A 15404-nucleotide genomic window follows, 5' to 3' on the forward strand; every position below is an offset into this window, starting at 1 on the left:
GGTAATCCTGCCATGAGCCGGGTCAGCCCCCGCCTTACCCTGTTGACCGCCTCCGGGGTCTGTTCGTTGATTGTCCTCGACACCAACATCGTCGCCGTGACCCTGCCGACCATTGCTCGCGACCTGGGCGCCAATTTCGCCGATATCGAATGGGTAGTCAGCGCCTATATGCTGGCATTCGCCGCCCTGCTGCTGCCAGCCGGGAGCATTGCCGACCGCTTCGGCCGCAAGAAAACCCTGGTGTGGGGCCTGGGGATTTTTATTCTCGCCTCCCTGGGCTGTGGCGCCGCGCCCAGCGTGCTGCTGCTGGATATCGCCCGCGCCGTGAAGGGTGTCGGTGCAGCGTTGCTGCTGACCTCGGCCCTGGCCTCCATCGGCCATGCCTTTCACGATGACCTGGAACGGGCCAAGGCCTGGGCATTCTGGGGCGCCTGCATGGGCGTGGCGATGACCGCCGCGCCGACCCTTGGCGGCCTGATTACCCACTACATGGGCTGGCGCTGGATTTTCTACCTCAACCTGCCAGTGGGCCTGGCCTTGCTCGCACTGGTCCTGCACGCCATCCCGGAATCGCGCGACAGCCAATCGGCGCGCCTCGACCCCTGGGGCAGCCTGACCTTCAGCGCCAGCCTGCTGTGCCTGATCTGGGGCCTGATCGAAGCCAATCGCATCGGCTGGGACAACCCGCTGACCTATGCGCGGCTGCTCGGCGGCGCGTTGCTGCTGGGCCTGTTTGTGTGGGTGGAGCGCTTGCAGCGCCGGCCCATGGTGGACCTGCAACTGTTCCAGTACCCACGGTTTATCGGGGCCTTGCTGGGGATGTTTGCCTATGCCGGGTGTGCCCAGGTGATGATGACGCTGCTGCCGTTCTACCTGCAAAACGGCCTGGGGTTTTCCGCGATTGCTTCGGGCTTGGGGATGTTGCCGTTTGCCCTGACCATGCTGATCTGCCCGCGGATCGGCGCACGCCTGGCCAGCCGCTTCGCCCCCGCGACCATGATGGCGGCCGGCCTGGCCCTGGTGGGCAGCGGCAACCTGCTCAGCGCCTGGGCGGTGAATGTCGGCGGTTATCTGCCGTTCGCCCTGGCGATTGCAGTGACTGGCGCCGGGGCCGGCCTGCTCAATGGCGACACCCAGAAAAACATCATGGCCTGCGTGCCAAGGGACCGCGCGGGCATGGCATCGGGCATGAGCACCACGATGCGTTTCAGCGCGATCATGTTGGCGATTGGGGTGTATGGCGCGCTATTGGCCAGCCATAGCGAGTATCTGCTGCAAACCAGCCTTGGTACGCAATGGCAGGCCCAGGTACCGGGGATTGCCTCGCGGGTGGTGGCCGGGGATATGCCAGCGGCCATGGCACTGCTGCCGGAATCGGCGCAGGGATGGGTGCAACCCTTGGCGTGGCAAGCGTTTGTCGGCGGGTTTGCCAGGGTGTTGTGGGTGGCGGGGCTATTGGGGCTGCTGGGGGCGCTGGTGGTGGGCCTGCTGATGAGGCATCCGATTCCACTGCTGCAGGATCGACGCGATCCCCTGTAGGTGCCGGCTTGCCGGCGCCTACAGGGTGGGTGAGTTACCAGAAACGCTGTTGAGTCAGGCGGCTCCACCAGGTCAGCAGCACCCGGTCCACCGAGCCGCTGGCCGCCAGGCCCACCCGCTCCTGCAGGCTTTTACGCTCGGCATAGTGCAGGTGGAACAACTCGGCGGTCTTGGCCTTGGTGGCCAGGTATTCGTCACTGGTCTGCAGCGCGTCTACCAACTGCTTGTCCAGCGCCGCGACGCCCAACCAGACTTCGCCGGTAGCCACTTCATCAATCGCCAGTTGCGGGCGATAGCGCGACACGAAGTTCTTGAACAGTTGATGGGTGATATCCAGGTCTTCCTGGAACTTCTCCCGGCCCTTCTCGGTGTTTTCGCCAAACACCGTCAGGGTGCGCTTGTACTCGCCAGCGGTGAGTACTTCAAAGTCGATATCGTGCTTTTTCAGCAGGCGGTTGACGTTGGGCAACTGGGCCACCACGCCAATCGAGCCGAGGATGGCAAACGGTGCGCTGATGATCTTCTCGCCGATGCACGCCATCATGTAGCCGCCGCTGGCCGCGACCTTGTCGATGCACACCGTCAACGGCACGCCCGCCTCGCGGATCCGCGCCAATTGCGAGGACGCCAGGCCATAGCTGTGGACCATGCCACCGCCGCTTTCCAGGCGCAGTACCACTTCATCCTTGGGCGTGGCCAGGCTCAGCAGCGCAGTGATTTCGTGGCGCAGGCTGTCGGTGGCCGACGCCTTGATGTCCCCGTCAAAATCCAGCACAAACACCCGTGGCTTGGCTTCGGGGGTTTTCTTCTGTTTTTTCTCGGCCTTGCCCTGGGACTTGCGCAGGGCCTTGAGCTGATCCTTGTCGAGCAGGGTCTGCTCCAGGCGCTCGCGCAGGCCTTTGTAAAAGTCATTGAGCTTGCTGACCTGCAACTGCCCGGCATTCTTGCGCCGGCCCTTGCTGCGCAACGCCGCAAAACTGATCAGCACCACCAGGATGGCGACGACCAACGTGACGGTTTTAGCCAGAAAACTTGCATACTCAGCCAAAAACTCCATGGGACTCCTTACAGAAACGGTGCGCCAGGCGCGATTGCCCCAGCATACCGATGGGACGGCCGGTGAGCCAGAGCTGAAACCCCTTGAAACGGGCCTCTCAAGGCTCATGCTCGTGAAAGGATCCAACAAACACCGCTAAACCCTGTGGGAGCTGTCGAGCCTTGGCGAGGCTGCGATAGCGGTGGGCCAGGCAACATCTCTGCTGACAGTGCCGCTGCCATCGCAGCCTCGCCAAGGCTCGACAGCTCCCACACGGATATCGGCCTCTAACGGGCTTTTAAAACAAGCGTATGTTTTTTCATTGACAGCTTCCCGGCATCCTCATAACCTCGCCAGACTTTCAACGTACCGGGTGACGGACGTGGGCAGCATCTATTTGATTCGACATGGCCAGGCCTCCTTCGGTGCAGACGACTATGATGTCCTGTCGCCCGTGGGTGTGCAGCAGGCGCAGATACTGGGCAGCCATCTGGCAGACCTGGGCCTGACGTTCGACCGCTGTGTGTCGGGCGACCTGCGGCGCCAGCAGCACACGGCCAATGCCACGCTCGAGTCCATCGGCGCCCAGGGCTTGCCGGTGCCGCCCCTGGAAATCGACAGTGCCTTCAACGAATTCGACGCCGACGCGATCATCCGCGCCCTGCTCCCGGACCTGCTCGACAGCGAGCCCGAAGCCCTGGATATCCTGCGCAACGCCCAGAATAACCGTGGCGAGTTCCAGCGTATCTTCGCCCTGATCATCGAACGCTGGCTGAGCGGCACCTACGACACTCCTGGCCTGGAAAGCTGGCTGGGGTTTGTCGAGCGCGTCCAGGGTGGTCTGCAGCGCCTGCTAGAGACTGCCGACAGTTCCCACAAGATCGCCGTATTTACTTCTGGCGGCACCATCACCGCCCTGCTCCACCTGATTACCCGCATACCTGCCACCCAGGCTTTCGAGCTGAACTGGCAGATTGTCAACACTTCGCTCAACCACTTGAAGTTCCGTGGACGCGAAGTGGCACTGGCTTCCTTCAACAGCCATACCCACTTGCAACTGTTGAAGGCGCCGCAGCTCATCACCTTCCGATGAATTGCGGCCAACCGTGACCCCAAGGTCACTGGCACCACCCATAAAAGGATCGAACCATGACTGACGTAGCTAAAGCCGTAGAAGCAATGAAAGCCAAATTCAACCCAGCCGCTGCCGACGGCCTGGACCTGGTGTTCGGTTTCCGTATCGACGAGAGCCAGAACTTCTCCCTGATCGTCAAGGACAACACCTGCGAACTGCAAGAAGGCGTGAACCCTGACGCCCAGGTGACTCTGGTGATGGACGCTGAAACCATGAAAGGTATCGTCAGCGGCGAAACCGACGGCATGCAGGCCTTCATGGGCGGCAAACTGCGCGCCGAAGGCGACATGATGCTGGCGATGAAACTGAGCGAACTGTTCCCGGCCTGATCCAGGGCAACCTGGGTTGACCAATCCCGCCTACCCAGGCGGGATTTTTGTGTGTGCCTGTGGCGCTCATTCATTTGCAGAATGAAGTCCAGAGGAATCTTCGTTTGCGCCCTCGGGCAGCGCCCAACAAAATCTGGCTTACGGCCCACACCACCGTTACCGCAGCCAGGAATTTTTCTATGCCTACCCCGCGCTTTATCAGCCCCGATGCCATCCGCAAAGACTTCTCCAAGGCCATGTCCGACATGTACCGCGAGGAAGTGCCGCTGTATGGCGCGCTGCTGGAGTTGGTGGCCGAAACCAATGCCCGGGTGCTGGCGAGCGATCCAGACCTGGCGCAGCAACTGCAGCACACTGGCGAAATCCAGCGCCTGGACATGGAGCGCCACGGCGCCATCCGCCTGGGCAGCGCCTATGAGCTGGCAACCATCAGCCGCCTGTTTGCAGTAATGGGCATGCACCCGGTGGGTTACTACGACCTCACCCCGGCCGGCGTGCCGGTGCATTCCACGGCCTTTCGCGCCGTGCATGAAAGCGCCTTGCAGACCAGCCCGTTCCGGGTCTTCACCTCGCTGCTGCGCCTGGAGCTGATCGAAAACCTTGAACTGCGGGCCTTTGCCGAATCAGCCCTGGCCAAGCGCTCCATCTTCACCCCACGGGCCCTGGCCCTGATCGAACAGGCCGAAGCCGACGGCGGCCTGAATACCAGCGATGCCCAGGCCTTTATCCAGCAAGCCCTGGAAACCTTTCGCTGGCACCACACCGCCACGGTCAGCGCGGCCCAGTACCAGCAACTCAGCGACCAGCACCGGCTGATTGCCGACGTGGTGGCCTTCAAGGGCCCGCATATCAATCACCTGACCCCACGCACCCTGGACATCGACCGCGTACAAGCCGACATGCCCGGCAAAGGCATCACCCCCAAAGCCGTGATCGAAGGCCCACCCCGCCGCCAATGCCCGATCCTGCTGCGCCAGACCAGTTTCAAGGCCCTCGACGAAGCCATTGCCTTTACCGATGCCAGGGGCAGCCACAGCGCACGCTTTGGCGAAATCGAACAACGTGGCGTGGCCCTGACACCCAAGGGCCGGGCGCTCTATGACCAACTGCTCAACGCCGCGCGGGACGAACTGGGTGCCTTTCCCAATGAAGCCAACGCCCAGCGCTATACCGAACTGATGGCACAGCACTTCCAGGCCTTCCCGGATAACCATCGGGCCATGCGCGAGCAAGGTTTGGCGTACTTTCGCTACCGAGTGACCGACAAGGGCCGTGCCGCCGAGAAGGACGCGCCACAGAGTCTGGACGCGTTGATCGAGGCGGGTTACGTCGATATCGAACCGTTGGTGTATGAAGATTTTTTGCCGGTCAGCGCGGCGGGGATTTTCCAGTCTAACCTGGGCGATGCGGCGCAGAGTCACTACGCGGCCAACGCCAACCAGGCTGAGTTTGAACAGGCCCTGGGCCGCCAGACCCTTGATGAGTTGCAGCTGTATGCAGACACCCAGCAGCGCTCGATCGACGCCTGCCTGCAGGCGCTGCGCACCTAGAAAAAGAGTTCGCCCGACACCACAACGCATTCCATGCGCAGTCAACGTGCCCCAGGGTCGGGCGAACGGCTGGGATAATAGGCAGTGGCGGGGTTGTTGTCCTTGGGGCAATTCTGAACAAATATGGCCCCCCCTCCCCAGCGTTGGCTAACGCCCCTTGGTCTGCTCCAGTTGTTCGACGATTTTATCTTTGATCAACAGGCGTTTCTTCTTCAGGTTCTCCACATCATCGTCATTGGCACTTGCAGATTCAGCCTCCAGCACCTCCTTGTCGGCAACGTCATACTGGGTGAGCAATACATCCAACCGATGGTGGCTTGCCCGACGCTGCTGGACATCCTCCTTGCTCAACCCCAAATCCTGATAAAGATCATGTTTCACTGGCATGAAGTACCTCCGCAAGTTAATCAATGACTGGTCCACCTTGAAGCTAGCCCATCCAGGGGCCTCTTGTCATGCCCAAGGTCAATTCCCTTGCCCCAGCTCGCGTGCGAGGAAGGGGGCAGTGCGGCTGGTTTGGTTCTGGGCGAGGTGCTGGGGCGTGCCGCTGGCGACGACGTTGCCGCCCTGGTCGCCGGCGCCTGGGCCGATGTCGATGACCCAGTCGCTCTGGGCCACCACGCGCATTTCGTGTTCGACCACGATCACTGTGTGACCGGCATCCACCAGGTGGTTGAGTTGCAGCAGCAGGCGGTCGACATCACGGGGGTGCAGGCCGGTGGTGGGCTCGTCGAGGACATACAGGGTTGCGCCCCGTGCGGTACGTTGCAGTTCGGTGGCCAGTTTGATCCGCTGGGCCTCGCCACCGGACAGCTCGGTGGCCGGCTGGCCCAGGCGCAGGTAGCCCAGGCCGATGTCGCGCAGGACCCGCAACGCGCGCAGCACGCTGGGTTGTTCGGCGAAGACGTCCACCGCCTGCTCAACGGTCAAGCCCAGCACCTGGGCAATGTTCAGGCCCTGCCAGGTAATCGCCAGGGTCTGGGGGTTGTAGCGCGCGCCGTGGCAGGTCGGGCAAGGTGCGTAGACGCTGGGCATAAACAACAATTCGACGCTGACAAACCCCTCACCCTCGCACTTCGGGCAACGACCCTTGGCGACGTTGAAGGAGAACTGCCCGGCATCGTAGTGGTGTTTTTTCGCCGCTGGGGTAGCGGCGAACAGCTTGCGCACGTTATCGAACAGGCCAGTGTAGGTCGCGAGGTTGGAGCGCGGGGTGCGGCCGATGGGCTTCTGGTCCACCTGCACCAGGCGGCGGATCTGCTCCAGGCCCGCGCGGATGCGGCCACTGCTGGTTTGCGGCGCCGGGTCTTCGAGGTCGGGCTCGTCGTCGCTGACCACCACCCGACCCAGCCCCTCACCCACCAGGTCCAGCAGGGCCTGGCTGACCAGGCTGGATTTACCCGAGCCGGAAATCCCCGTCACAGCAGTAAAACAGCCCAGGGGAAAGTCCACGCTCACCTCGTCGAGGTTATTGCGGCTGACCCCTTCCAGGCTGAGCCAGCCGCTCGGCGCACGGCGCGAGGTGTTCAGCGGGCGCGGCTCGGCAAACAGGTATTCGCGGGTCTGTGACGCTGCAATCTGTGCCAGGCCTGCCGGTGGGCCGCTGTACAGGACCTGGCCACCCTGCTCGCCCGCCGCCGGGCCGACGTCGATCAACCAGTCGGCACGGCGCATGGTTTCCAGGTCGTGCTCCACCACAAACAGTGAGTTGCCGGCGGCTTTCAGGCGCTCCAACGCCGTGAACAGGGCTTCGCCATCCGCCGGATGCAAGCCGGCCGACGGTTCGTCCAGCACATAGATCACGCCGAACAGTTGCGAGCCCAGTTGCGTCGCCAGGCGTAGGCGCTGCAATTCGCCAGAGGACAGGGTTGGCGTGCTGCGCTCCAGGGACAGATAGCCCAGGCCCAGGTCGGTCAGGGTGCTGACCCGCTCCAGCAAATCCTGGGCGATGCGCTGGGCGGCCAGGCGTTTTTCCACCGAGAGTTTTACCCGACCCTTGCCCTCGGCCACCGGGCGCAGGAGCTGCGCCAGTTGCAACAATGTCAGTTGCGACAGCTCGCCAATATCCACCCCGGCAAACTTCACCGACAACGCGGCCTTGGTCAGGCGCTTGCCCTCGCACAAGGGGCACGGGCTGCCTTGCATAAATTGCGCGACACGCTTTTTCATCAGCGCGCTCTGGGTGTGGGTGAAGGTATGCAGAATGTAGCGACGGGCGCCGCTGAAAGTACCCTGGTAGCTGGGTTCGAGTTTGCGCTTGAGGGCGTCGCGGGTCTGCTCCGGGGTCAAGCCGGCATACACCGGCACCGTGGGCGTGTCCTCGGTGAAGAGGATCCAGTCGCGCTGTTTTTTCGGCAGCTCGCGCCAGGGGATATCGACGTCGTAACCCAGGGTCACAAGGATGTCCCGCAGGTTTTGCCCCTGCCAGGCCAGCGGCCAGGCGGCGACCGCCCGCTGGCGGATGGTCAGGGACGGATCGGGCACCATCAGTGCCTCGGTCACTTCATACACGCGGCCCAGGCCGTGGCACTGCGGGCAGGCGCCCTGGGGCAGGTTCGGCGAAAAGTCTTCGGCATACAGCATCGGCTGCCCCGGCGGATAACTGCCGGCACGGGAATAGAGCATACGGATCAGGCTGGACAAGGTGGTCACGCTGCCCACCGACGAGCGCGTGCTCGGCGTGCCCCGCTGCTGTTGCAGGGCCACGGCCGGCGGCAGCCCCTCGATGGAGTCCACATCCGGCACGCCCACCTGGTCAATCAGGCGCCGGGCATAAGGCGCGACCGACTCGAAGTAACGCCGCTGCGCCTCGGCGTACAACGTGGAAAACGCCAGGGATGATTTGCCCGACCCCGACACCCCGGTGAACACCACCAGAGCATCCCGTGGGATGTCCACATCGACATTGCGCAGGTTATGTTCCCGGGCGCCGCGCACCCGGACAAAACCGGGGCGCGCGGCCAGAAGATCAGTGGCAGGCGGCAAGTGGCGCGATGAAGTCATGGTCAACCTTATAAGAGTCAGCGGTCCAGGGGTGGATCCGGCAACAGGGGTAAACGTTCAATCGCAGTAGCTCACCTGCGTGGTCAATACCGAGCGTACCTGTCGCGCCAGTTCCTCGGGGCTGTAGGGCTTGCCCAGCAGATGAATGTCGTTGCCCAGCAGGTGGTCGCTGGAAAGAATGTCACGGGTATGCCCGGAGGTGAACAGTACTGCAATGGGCGGCTGTTGCGCCTTGGCCCAAGTGGCCAGGTCGGTACTTTTGATCCGCCCCGGCATGACCACATCGGTGAAGATCAGGTCCGGCCGCAAGCCGGTGCGCAGCATCAGCATGGCGTCATCGCCATCGGTGGCAGTGAGTACCGTGTAGCCGGCCTGTTGCAGCAGTTCCACCGCGGCGCCGCGGACGCCTTCGTTGTCCTCCACCACCAGGATGGTTTCCCGGCCGCCTTCCTGCTGCTCCACTTGGTCGGGCGCTTCCTGGCTTTCCGGCTCAAGGCTGTGGGGGAAGTACATCTGCACCAGGGTGCCCTGGCCTGGCTCGCTGCTGATCTGCACATGCCCGCCACTTTGCTTGACGAAGCCAAACACCATGCTCAAGCCCAGGCCGGTGCCGTGACCGTCAGGCTTGGTGGTAAAGAACGGCTCGAAGACCCGCTGCAGCACCGCCGGCGACATGCCGGCCCCCGTGTCGCTGACCGACAGGCGCACATATTCGCCAGGGGCAATCCCGCTGCGGCTGCCATCTTCGGGCGACAACGTGATGTTTTCACCGGTGATGCGGATCACCCCCTCGCCCTTCATCGCATCCCGGGCGTTGATCGCCAGGTTGAGCACGGCGTTTTCCAGTTGATTGCGATCGACATGAATGCACCACGGGTCTTGCGGCAACTGCACATCAATCTGGATGGTTTCCCCCAGGGCCCGCTGCAGCAACTCACCCAGGCCTTCATAAATGCGCCGCGGGTTGAACACCGCCGGTGACAGTGGCTGGCGCCGGGCAAAGGCCAGCAGTTGCGAGGACAGCTTGGCACCGCGCTCGACGGCCGCCAGGGCAGCACCGACGCGCCGTTGGACCTGGGCGTTATCGCGCTCATGGCGGGCCAGCAGGTGCAGGTTGCCGGCAATCACCTGCAGCAGATTATTGAAGTCATGGGCCACGCCCCCCGTCAGCCCGCCAATGGCCTCGAGCTTTTGCGACTGGCGTAACTGCTCCTCGGCGGCCGAGCGCGCCTGGACTTCGGCGGCGACGCGCTGCTCCAGGTTATGGGTGAGCTTGAGCAGAGACTCTTCAGCGATCTTGCGCACATGGATATCAATGATCACCCCGGGAAAGCGCAACGGCTGGCCGCCCGCGTCCAGCTCGCAACGCCCGCTGGCCAGTACCCACAGATAGCTGGCGTCCGGGCGTCGCACGCGAAACTCGACGTTATATGGCCCACCCGTCGCCAGGGTCTGGGCAATCAGGCGGTTGACCCGCGCCAAGTCGTCGGGGTGGATGGCCTGGGTGGCGACTGCAATGGAAACACCCCGCTCCACGTCGTCCATGGACAGGCCCAGGGTACGGGCGAAGCGCTCGTCGCCCGAGAGGCGATCCGGCAGCACATCCCAGACAAACGACCCCAGCAACGCCCCGGCATTGAGGGCCAGTTGCAAGCGTTCGTCCGCCACCCGGTAAGCCCCCTCGGCTTCCTGGCGCAAACGCTCGGACAGCACATGCTCGGTGGTTTCCACAACGATCGCCAACACGCCGGCCGGATGCTGGTCGTCGCCGGCCACCGGGCTGTAATAGAGGTCCAGCCACAAATCCTCGGGGCGGCCATTGCGCAGCAGCATCAAGGCCTTGTTGCGATAGGACAAGGTGCCACCGGCCAGGCAGGTGTCCATGACATGCCGGTTGAACTCGGCCACTTCCGGCCAGCCCTGCTCGACCGGCACCCCCAGCAAAAACGGGTGGCGCCCGCCGGCAAACACCGAATAGCTGTCGTTGTAGATCATGTACCCGGCGCGGCCCCAGAGCATCACCATCGGCACTGGCGAAGCGAGGAGCATCTGCACCGCGCAGGTCAGGCTGGTGGACCAGGTGTCAATGGGGCCCAGGTCAGTGGTGGACCAGTCAAAGGCACGAATCCTTTGGGCCATTTCACCGCCCCAACCGTCACAGCCGTAGGTATTGGATAGAAATTGCATGGATCAGCTCAGTGCAGAGAGAGGACAGTCGCCAATGTTGGAGCATAGCCGGGCGCGATGGTTTCACTGTGTAGAAGAACCATTGCAGGAGCCGGCTCCCACAGGAGGGACGATTAGGTCGGTGCGCCCTACCCGTCAGTGGAAATCCCGGCTACGCACGCTGATCCCCGCCAACAGCGGCGTCAGGTCGCTCAGGCGGCCGGCGATCAAATGGCGGACTTCGCCCACCGCCTCCCAGCGCCCATCCACCTTGAGCAGCCGTGAGCCCACCAGCACCTGGCGCTGACGCTCGGCCAGCTCACGCCAGACCACCACGTTGAGGTTGCCAAACTCATCTTCCAGGGTCACGAAGGTCACGCCACTGGCCGTGCCCGGGCGCTGGCGCCCGGTGACCAGGCCGGCAACGCTGACATTGCGTCCGTGCTCCACCGCCTGCAATTCCTGTGAACTGCGGCAGCGCCGCGCACGCAGTTGATCACGCAACAGCGCCAGGGGATGGGGCCCCAGGGTGGTGCCCACACTGGCATAGTCGGCATACAGGTCCTCACCGACACTGGGAGCCGGTAGTTGCACCGCCTCCTCCCGCGGGCTCGACACCCCGGCAAACAACCCCAACTGTTGCTCCACCCCGGCCACGTCCCAGCGTGCCCGGTGCCGGTGCCCGGCCAACTGGCGCAAGGCCCCGGCATCGGCCAGCAGTTCCTGGGCACGGCTGTCCAACTGGGCGCGCTCGCCCAGGTCGGCGATCCCGCAAAACCCAGCGGCCTGGCGGGCGGTTTCGATACGCCGGCCATCCTCTTCGCGAAAGCCGCTGATCATGCGCAAGCCCATGCGAATCGCCGGCTGCTGGCCGTCAATGGGTTCCAGGCTGCAATCCCAGTCACTGGCGGTCACGTCCACCGGGCGAATCTGCAAATGATGGCGACGCGCATCCTGCAGGATCTGATCCGGGCTGTAGAAGCCCATGGGCCAGCTGTTGATCAGGGCACAGGCGAACGCCGCCGGTTCATGGCATTTGAGCCAGCAACTGGCATAGGTCAGCAAGGCGAAACTGGCCGCATGGGACTCAGGAAAACCATAGCTGCCAAAGCCCTTGATCTGCTCGAACACCTGGGCGGCGAAGGTTTGGCTGTAACCGTTCTTGAGCATGCCGTCGCGCAGCCGCTGGCGATGGGGCTCCAGGCCGCCATGGCGCTTCCAGGCGGCCATCGAGCGGCGCAACTGGTCCGCTTCGCCGGGTGTGTAGTGCGCCGCGACAATGGCGATCTGCATCACTTGCTCCTGGAACAGCGGGATACCCAGGGTGCGCTTGAGTACCGCCTCCAGCTCGGGCGATGGATAGGTCGTGGGCTCTTCCTTGTTCCGCCGGCGCAGATACGGATGCACCATGCCGCCCTGGATCGGCCCGGGGCGCACGATGGCCACCTCGATCACCAGGTCATAGAACGTCTTGGGTTTGAGTCGGGGCAGCATGGACATTTGCGCCCGGGATTCGATCTGGAACACGCCGATGGTGTCGGCGCGGCTGATCATTGCGTAGGTCGCCGCATCCTCCGAGGGCACCGTCGCCAGCGTCAGGTCGAGGTGACGATGGCGGCGCAGCAGGTCAAAACAGCGGCGGATCGCGCTGAGCATACCGAGGGCGAGGATATCCACCTTGAGCAGGCCCACGGCGTCCAGGTCGTCCTTGTCCCACTGGATGATGGTGCGCTCGGCCATGGCGGCGTTCTCCACGGGCACCAGGGTGTCCAGCGGCTGCTCGGAAATCACGAAACCGCCGGGGTGCTGGGACAGGTGACGCGGGAAGCCGATCAGTTGCTGGGTCAGGCCCAACACCCGCCGCAATACCGGGCTGTCCGGGTCGAAACCGCCTTCGCGCAGGCGCTCCAATGGCGGCGCTTCATCGCTCCAGCGCCCACAGCAATCGGCCAGGGCATTGACCTGATCCGGTGGCAGGCCCAGGGCCTTGGCCACATCACGCACCGCGCCGGCACCGTGGTAGCTGCTGACCACTGCGGTCAAGGCCGCGCGGCGCCGGCCATAGCGCTGGAACACGTATTGCAGCACCTCTTCACGACGCTCGTGTTCGAAATCCACGTCGATGTCCGGTGGCTCGTTGCGTTCCCGGGACAGGAAGCGCTCGAACAGCATGTTCATGCGGCTGGGGTCGATTTCGGTGATACCCAGGGCAAAGCACACTGCCGAGTTGGCCGCCGAGCCACGGCCCTGGCAGAGGATCGAACGGCTGCGGGCGAAGCGCACGATGTCGTGCACCGTCAAAAAGTAGCTTTCGTAGCCCAGCTCGCTGATCAACTCCAGCTCATTATTGATCTGCTCCAGAGTCTTGGCTGCTACCCCCTCGGGCCAGCGCCGGGCAATGCCTTCTTCGGTCAAGGCACGCAGCCAGGATTTTGGGCTCTGCCCTTCTGGCACCAGCTCCCTGGGGTATTGATAGCGCAACTGGCTCAGGTCGAAGCTGCAACGGCGGGCGATGTGCAGCGATTCTTCGAGCAAGTGCGCCGGGTACAACGCACCCAGGGCCTCCAGGCTGCGCAGGTGCCGCTCGCCATTGGGGTGCAGGCGCTGGCCAGCTTGCGCCACCGGCAGGTGGTGGCGGATCGCGGTCATGGTGTCCTGCAAGGCACGCCGGCTGCGCACATGCATATGCACATCGCCACAGGCCACGGCCGGCAGGTGCAGGTCGGCGGCCAGTTGCAGGCGTTGCGCCAGGCGGCGGGCATCGTCCTGGGCGCAATGCAGCTCTACCGCCAGCCATAGCCGCCCGCTGAAGGTTTCGCACAACCATTGGCCGTCGGCAGGTGTGTCGCCCTCCTCGGCCAGCCACAGCACCAGCAGCCCCGGTACCGGCTCGGCAAAGTCTTCGCGTAACAGGCGGTACTGGCCTTTTGCGGCACGGCGCCGGGCCTGGGTGATCAGTCGGCACAGGTGTTGGTAGCCCTGCAGGTTTTCCACCAGCAGCACCAGTTTCGGGCCGTTTTCCAGGCGCACCTCACTGCCGACGATCAACCCCAGACCAACCTCCTTGGCCGCCTGCCAGGCCCGCACGATGCCGGCCAGGGTGCATTCGTCGGTGATTGCCAGGGCCTGATACCCCTGCTGTTTGGCGCGCTCGAACAACTCGCGGGCACTGGACGCGCCGCGCTGGAAGCTGAAGTTCGACAGGCAGTGCAGCTCGGCGTAGCCCTCCATCATGCAAACCAGCCTTGCAGCCACAGCCCGGCGCTGTCACCCACGGTGCGATAGGCCCAGCCTTGCTGCCCGCTGCGAGTGCGCACCAGGTAGTAATCGCGGCGGATATCCGCGCCATCCCACCAACCGGACTCGATGCGCTCCGGGCCCAGCAGGATCTGCAGGCCCTGCTCGGCGAGCAGAGTCGGTTCATGGAGCAGCCAGCCAGGGCGTTGCACCGGGCTCAAGGCCGGGCAGGCACGGCTGTCGGCGCCCGGCAGCCAGGCGCACTCGGGACGATGGTCGGCATGAAAACGCAAGCCCTGCACCGCCTCATCCCCCAGGCGCGCGCGCAGACGCTCGCGCAATTGCACCCAGGGCAGGGTTTGCTGCGGGCGCTCGTCGAACAGGTCCTGGCGCTGCGGTACAAACACCGGCAAGTCTTCGGCCAGCAGGCGCAGGCCACGCACCGGCGCCGCCACTTGCACCTGCTCCAGGCGGCCACGGGCCAGTTCAAACAGCATCGAGGGTTCGCGCTCGGCACTGAGCAGGCCCACCTGGATCACGCTGTCGGGCGCCTCGGCATGCTCCAGGTGCAGGGCAAAACGCTGCACGCCACTGTCGCGGCCACAAAGGAACGCCGCAAGGTCGCCGGTCAGGCGCCGCAAGGGAAACAGCAGCGCCTGGTGGGACTGCACATCGAAATTCAACTCGATGCGCAGATCAAAACGATCCGGCGGCTGATAAAAATCCAGGGCCAGTGGCCGTTGCCCGGTCAAGGCATCCAGGTGCTTGAGCACCCCCGCGTCGAAGCGCCTGGCCAGGGTATGCCGGGGCAACGCCTGCAGCTGGGCCAGGGTCCGCAGGCCCATGCGCGACAAGGCCGTGGCGGCTTGCGGGTCGAGGCCGACGCGATCAATCGGCATCGACCCAAGGGCGTGCTGTAAACCCTCGACATCGGCCACCGCCAGGCCATCGTAGGCATTGGCCAACACCCGCGCAGCGGCCGGGTTGGGGGCGGCGACGATACGGTGGCGAAAACCCAGGGCGGTCAGTTCCTCGCGCAAGCGTGCTTCCAGCAGCGGCCACGGCCCGAACAGGCCCAGGCTCGATTCGATTTCAAACAACAAGGCCCGCGGATAGAACACGCTGACCTGGGAACTGAAACGGTAGGCCCAGGCCGCGAGCAATTGCTGGCAGCGCTCGATATCCACCGGGTCGTATTCGACGCAGGTAAAAGCCTTGGTCAGGGCATGGGCCGCCGTCAGGGATTGGCCGGGCCGCAAGCCCAGGGCACGTGCAGCGGCATTGACGGTTTGCAACACCCGGCGTTGCGGCGGGCCGGCCAACAACGCCAAGGGTTGGTCGGGTTCGGGACGCTGACGCAAGACCCCGTCCAACGCCAATTGCGGGAAGACAATGCACACCCAGCGCAT

Annotated in this window: 10 protein-coding genes; 4 read left to right on the forward strand and 6 right to left on the reverse strand. The window is 64.0% G+C overall.

The window, feature by feature from the left end:
- The first annotated feature begins 12 nt into the window (after nt 1-12).
- Nucleotides 13-1539: an MFS transporter gene (locus PSH73_RS14610; protein ID WP_057440823.1), complete on the forward strand. Its 1527-nt coding sequence runs from the start codon at nt 13-15 to the stop codon at nt 1537-1539.
- A 34-nt stretch (nt 1540-1573) separates the two neighbouring features.
- On the opposite strand, the gene sohB is transcribed toward PSH73_RS14610, so the two are convergent.
- Nucleotides 1574-2596, reverse strand: coding sequence for a protease SohB (gene sohB, locus PSH73_RS14615; RefSeq protein WP_057959237.1), 1023 nt, complete (start codon nt 2594-2596; stop codon nt 1574-1576).
- Between the two features lie 361 nt (nt 2597-2957).
- Here sohB and PSH73_RS14620 point away from each other — a divergent pair, with 361 nt between their 5' ends.
- From PSH73_RS14620 to PSH73_RS14630, 3 genes are all read left to right on the forward strand, one after another.
- Nucleotides 2958-3668 carry a histidine phosphatase family protein gene (locus PSH73_RS14620; RefSeq protein ID WP_305460809.1) on the forward strand — a complete coding sequence of 237 codons (711 nt, stop codon included), beginning with the start codon at nt 2958-2960 and terminating at the stop codon, nt 3666-3668.
- A gap of 56 nt (nt 3669-3724) precedes the next feature.
- Nucleotides 3725-4039 carry an SCP2 sterol-binding domain-containing protein gene (locus tag PSH73_RS14625; RefSeq protein WP_057440819.1) on the forward strand — a complete coding sequence of 105 codons (315 nt, stop codon included), beginning with the start codon at nt 3725-3727 and terminating at the stop codon, nt 4037-4039.
- Nucleotides 4040-4218: 179 nt separating this feature from the next.
- Complete coding sequence (locus PSH73_RS14630) at nt 4219-5589, forward strand: VOC family protein (protein ID WP_120733421.1); 1371 nt, start codon at nt 4219-4221, stop codon at nt 5587-5589.
- 147 nt (nt 5590-5736) lie between these two features.
- On the opposite strand, the gene PSH73_RS14635 is transcribed toward PSH73_RS14630, so the two are convergent.
- The 5 genes from PSH73_RS14635 to PSH73_RS14655 all read right to left on the reverse strand — a co-directional run bounded on the left by PSH73_RS14635 (nt 5737) and on the right by PSH73_RS14655 (nt 15404).
- Complete coding sequence (locus PSH73_RS14635; RefSeq protein ID WP_120733422.1) at nt 5737-5976, reverse strand: DUF465 domain-containing protein; 240 nt, start codon at nt 5974-5976, stop codon at nt 5737-5739.
- Nucleotides 5977-6054: 78 nt separating this feature from the next.
- On the reverse strand, nt 6055-8592 hold the full coding sequence (locus tag PSH73_RS14640; protein WP_128592936.1) for an excinuclease ABC subunit UvrA: 2538 nt from the start codon (nt 8590-8592) through the stop codon (nt 6055-6057).
- Nucleotides 8593-8649: 57 nt separating this feature from the next.
- Nucleotides 8650-10779 (reverse strand): PAS domain-containing hybrid sensor histidine kinase/response regulator, encoded by a 2130-nt coding sequence (locus tag PSH73_RS14645; RefSeq protein ID WP_057959233.1) that lies wholly within the window; start codon nt 10777-10779, stop codon nt 8650-8652.
- A gap of 135 nt (nt 10780-10914) precedes the next feature.
- The gene (locus tag PSH73_RS14650; protein ID WP_305460812.1) at nt 10915-14013 is read right to left on the reverse strand and encodes an error-prone DNA polymerase; all 3099 of its coding nucleotides are present in this window, start codon (nt 14011-14013) and stop codon (nt 10915-10917) included.
- Nucleotides 13989-15404: a DNA polymerase Y family protein gene (locus PSH73_RS14655; RefSeq protein WP_170044257.1), complete on the reverse strand. Its 1416-nt coding sequence runs from the start codon at nt 15402-15404 to the stop codon at nt 13989-13991. The genes PSH73_RS14650 and PSH73_RS14655 overlap by 25 nt, the downstream gene beginning before the upstream one ends.

Source organism: Pseudomonas sp. FP2294 (assembly GCF_030687625.1).
GTDB classification, from domain to species: domain Bacteria; phylum Pseudomonadota; class Gammaproteobacteria; order Pseudomonadales; family Pseudomonadaceae; genus Aquipseudomonas; species Aquipseudomonas shahriarae.

What these genes read in the sequence shown, in the direction of transcription:
- PSH73_RS14640 (WP_128592936.1), bottom strand. Translation starts at nt 8,592, where the DNA reads ATGACTTCATCGCGCCACTTGCCGCCTGCCACTGATCTTCTGGCCGCG.
- PSH73_RS14655 (WP_170044257.1), bottom strand. Translation starts at nt 15,404, where the DNA reads ATGCGCTGGGTGTGCATTGTCTTCCCGCAATTGGCGTTGGACGGGGTC.
- PSH73_RS14630 (WP_120733421.1), top strand. Translation starts at nt 4,219, where the DNA reads ATGCCTACCCCGCGCTTTATCAGCCCCGATGCCATCCGCAAAGACTTC.
- PSH73_RS14645 (WP_057959233.1), bottom strand. Translation starts at nt 10,779, where the DNA reads ATGCAATTTCTATCCAATACCTACGGCTGTGACGGTTGGGGCGGTGAA.
- PSH73_RS14635 (WP_120733422.1), bottom strand. Translation starts at nt 5,976, where the DNA reads ATGCCAGTGAAACATGATCTTTATCAGGATTTGGGGTTGAGCAAGGAG.
- sohB (WP_057959237.1), bottom strand. Translation starts at nt 2,596, where the DNA reads ATGGAGTTTTTGGCTGAGTATGCAAGTTTTCTGGCTAAAACCGTCACG.
- PSH73_RS14610 (WP_057440823.1), top strand. Translation starts at nt 13, where the DNA reads ATGAGCCGGGTCAGCCCCCGCCTTACCCTGTTGACCGCCTCCGGGGTC.
- PSH73_RS14625 (WP_057440819.1), top strand. Translation starts at nt 3,725, where the DNA reads ATGACTGACGTAGCTAAAGCCGTAGAAGCAATGAAAGCCAAATTCAAC.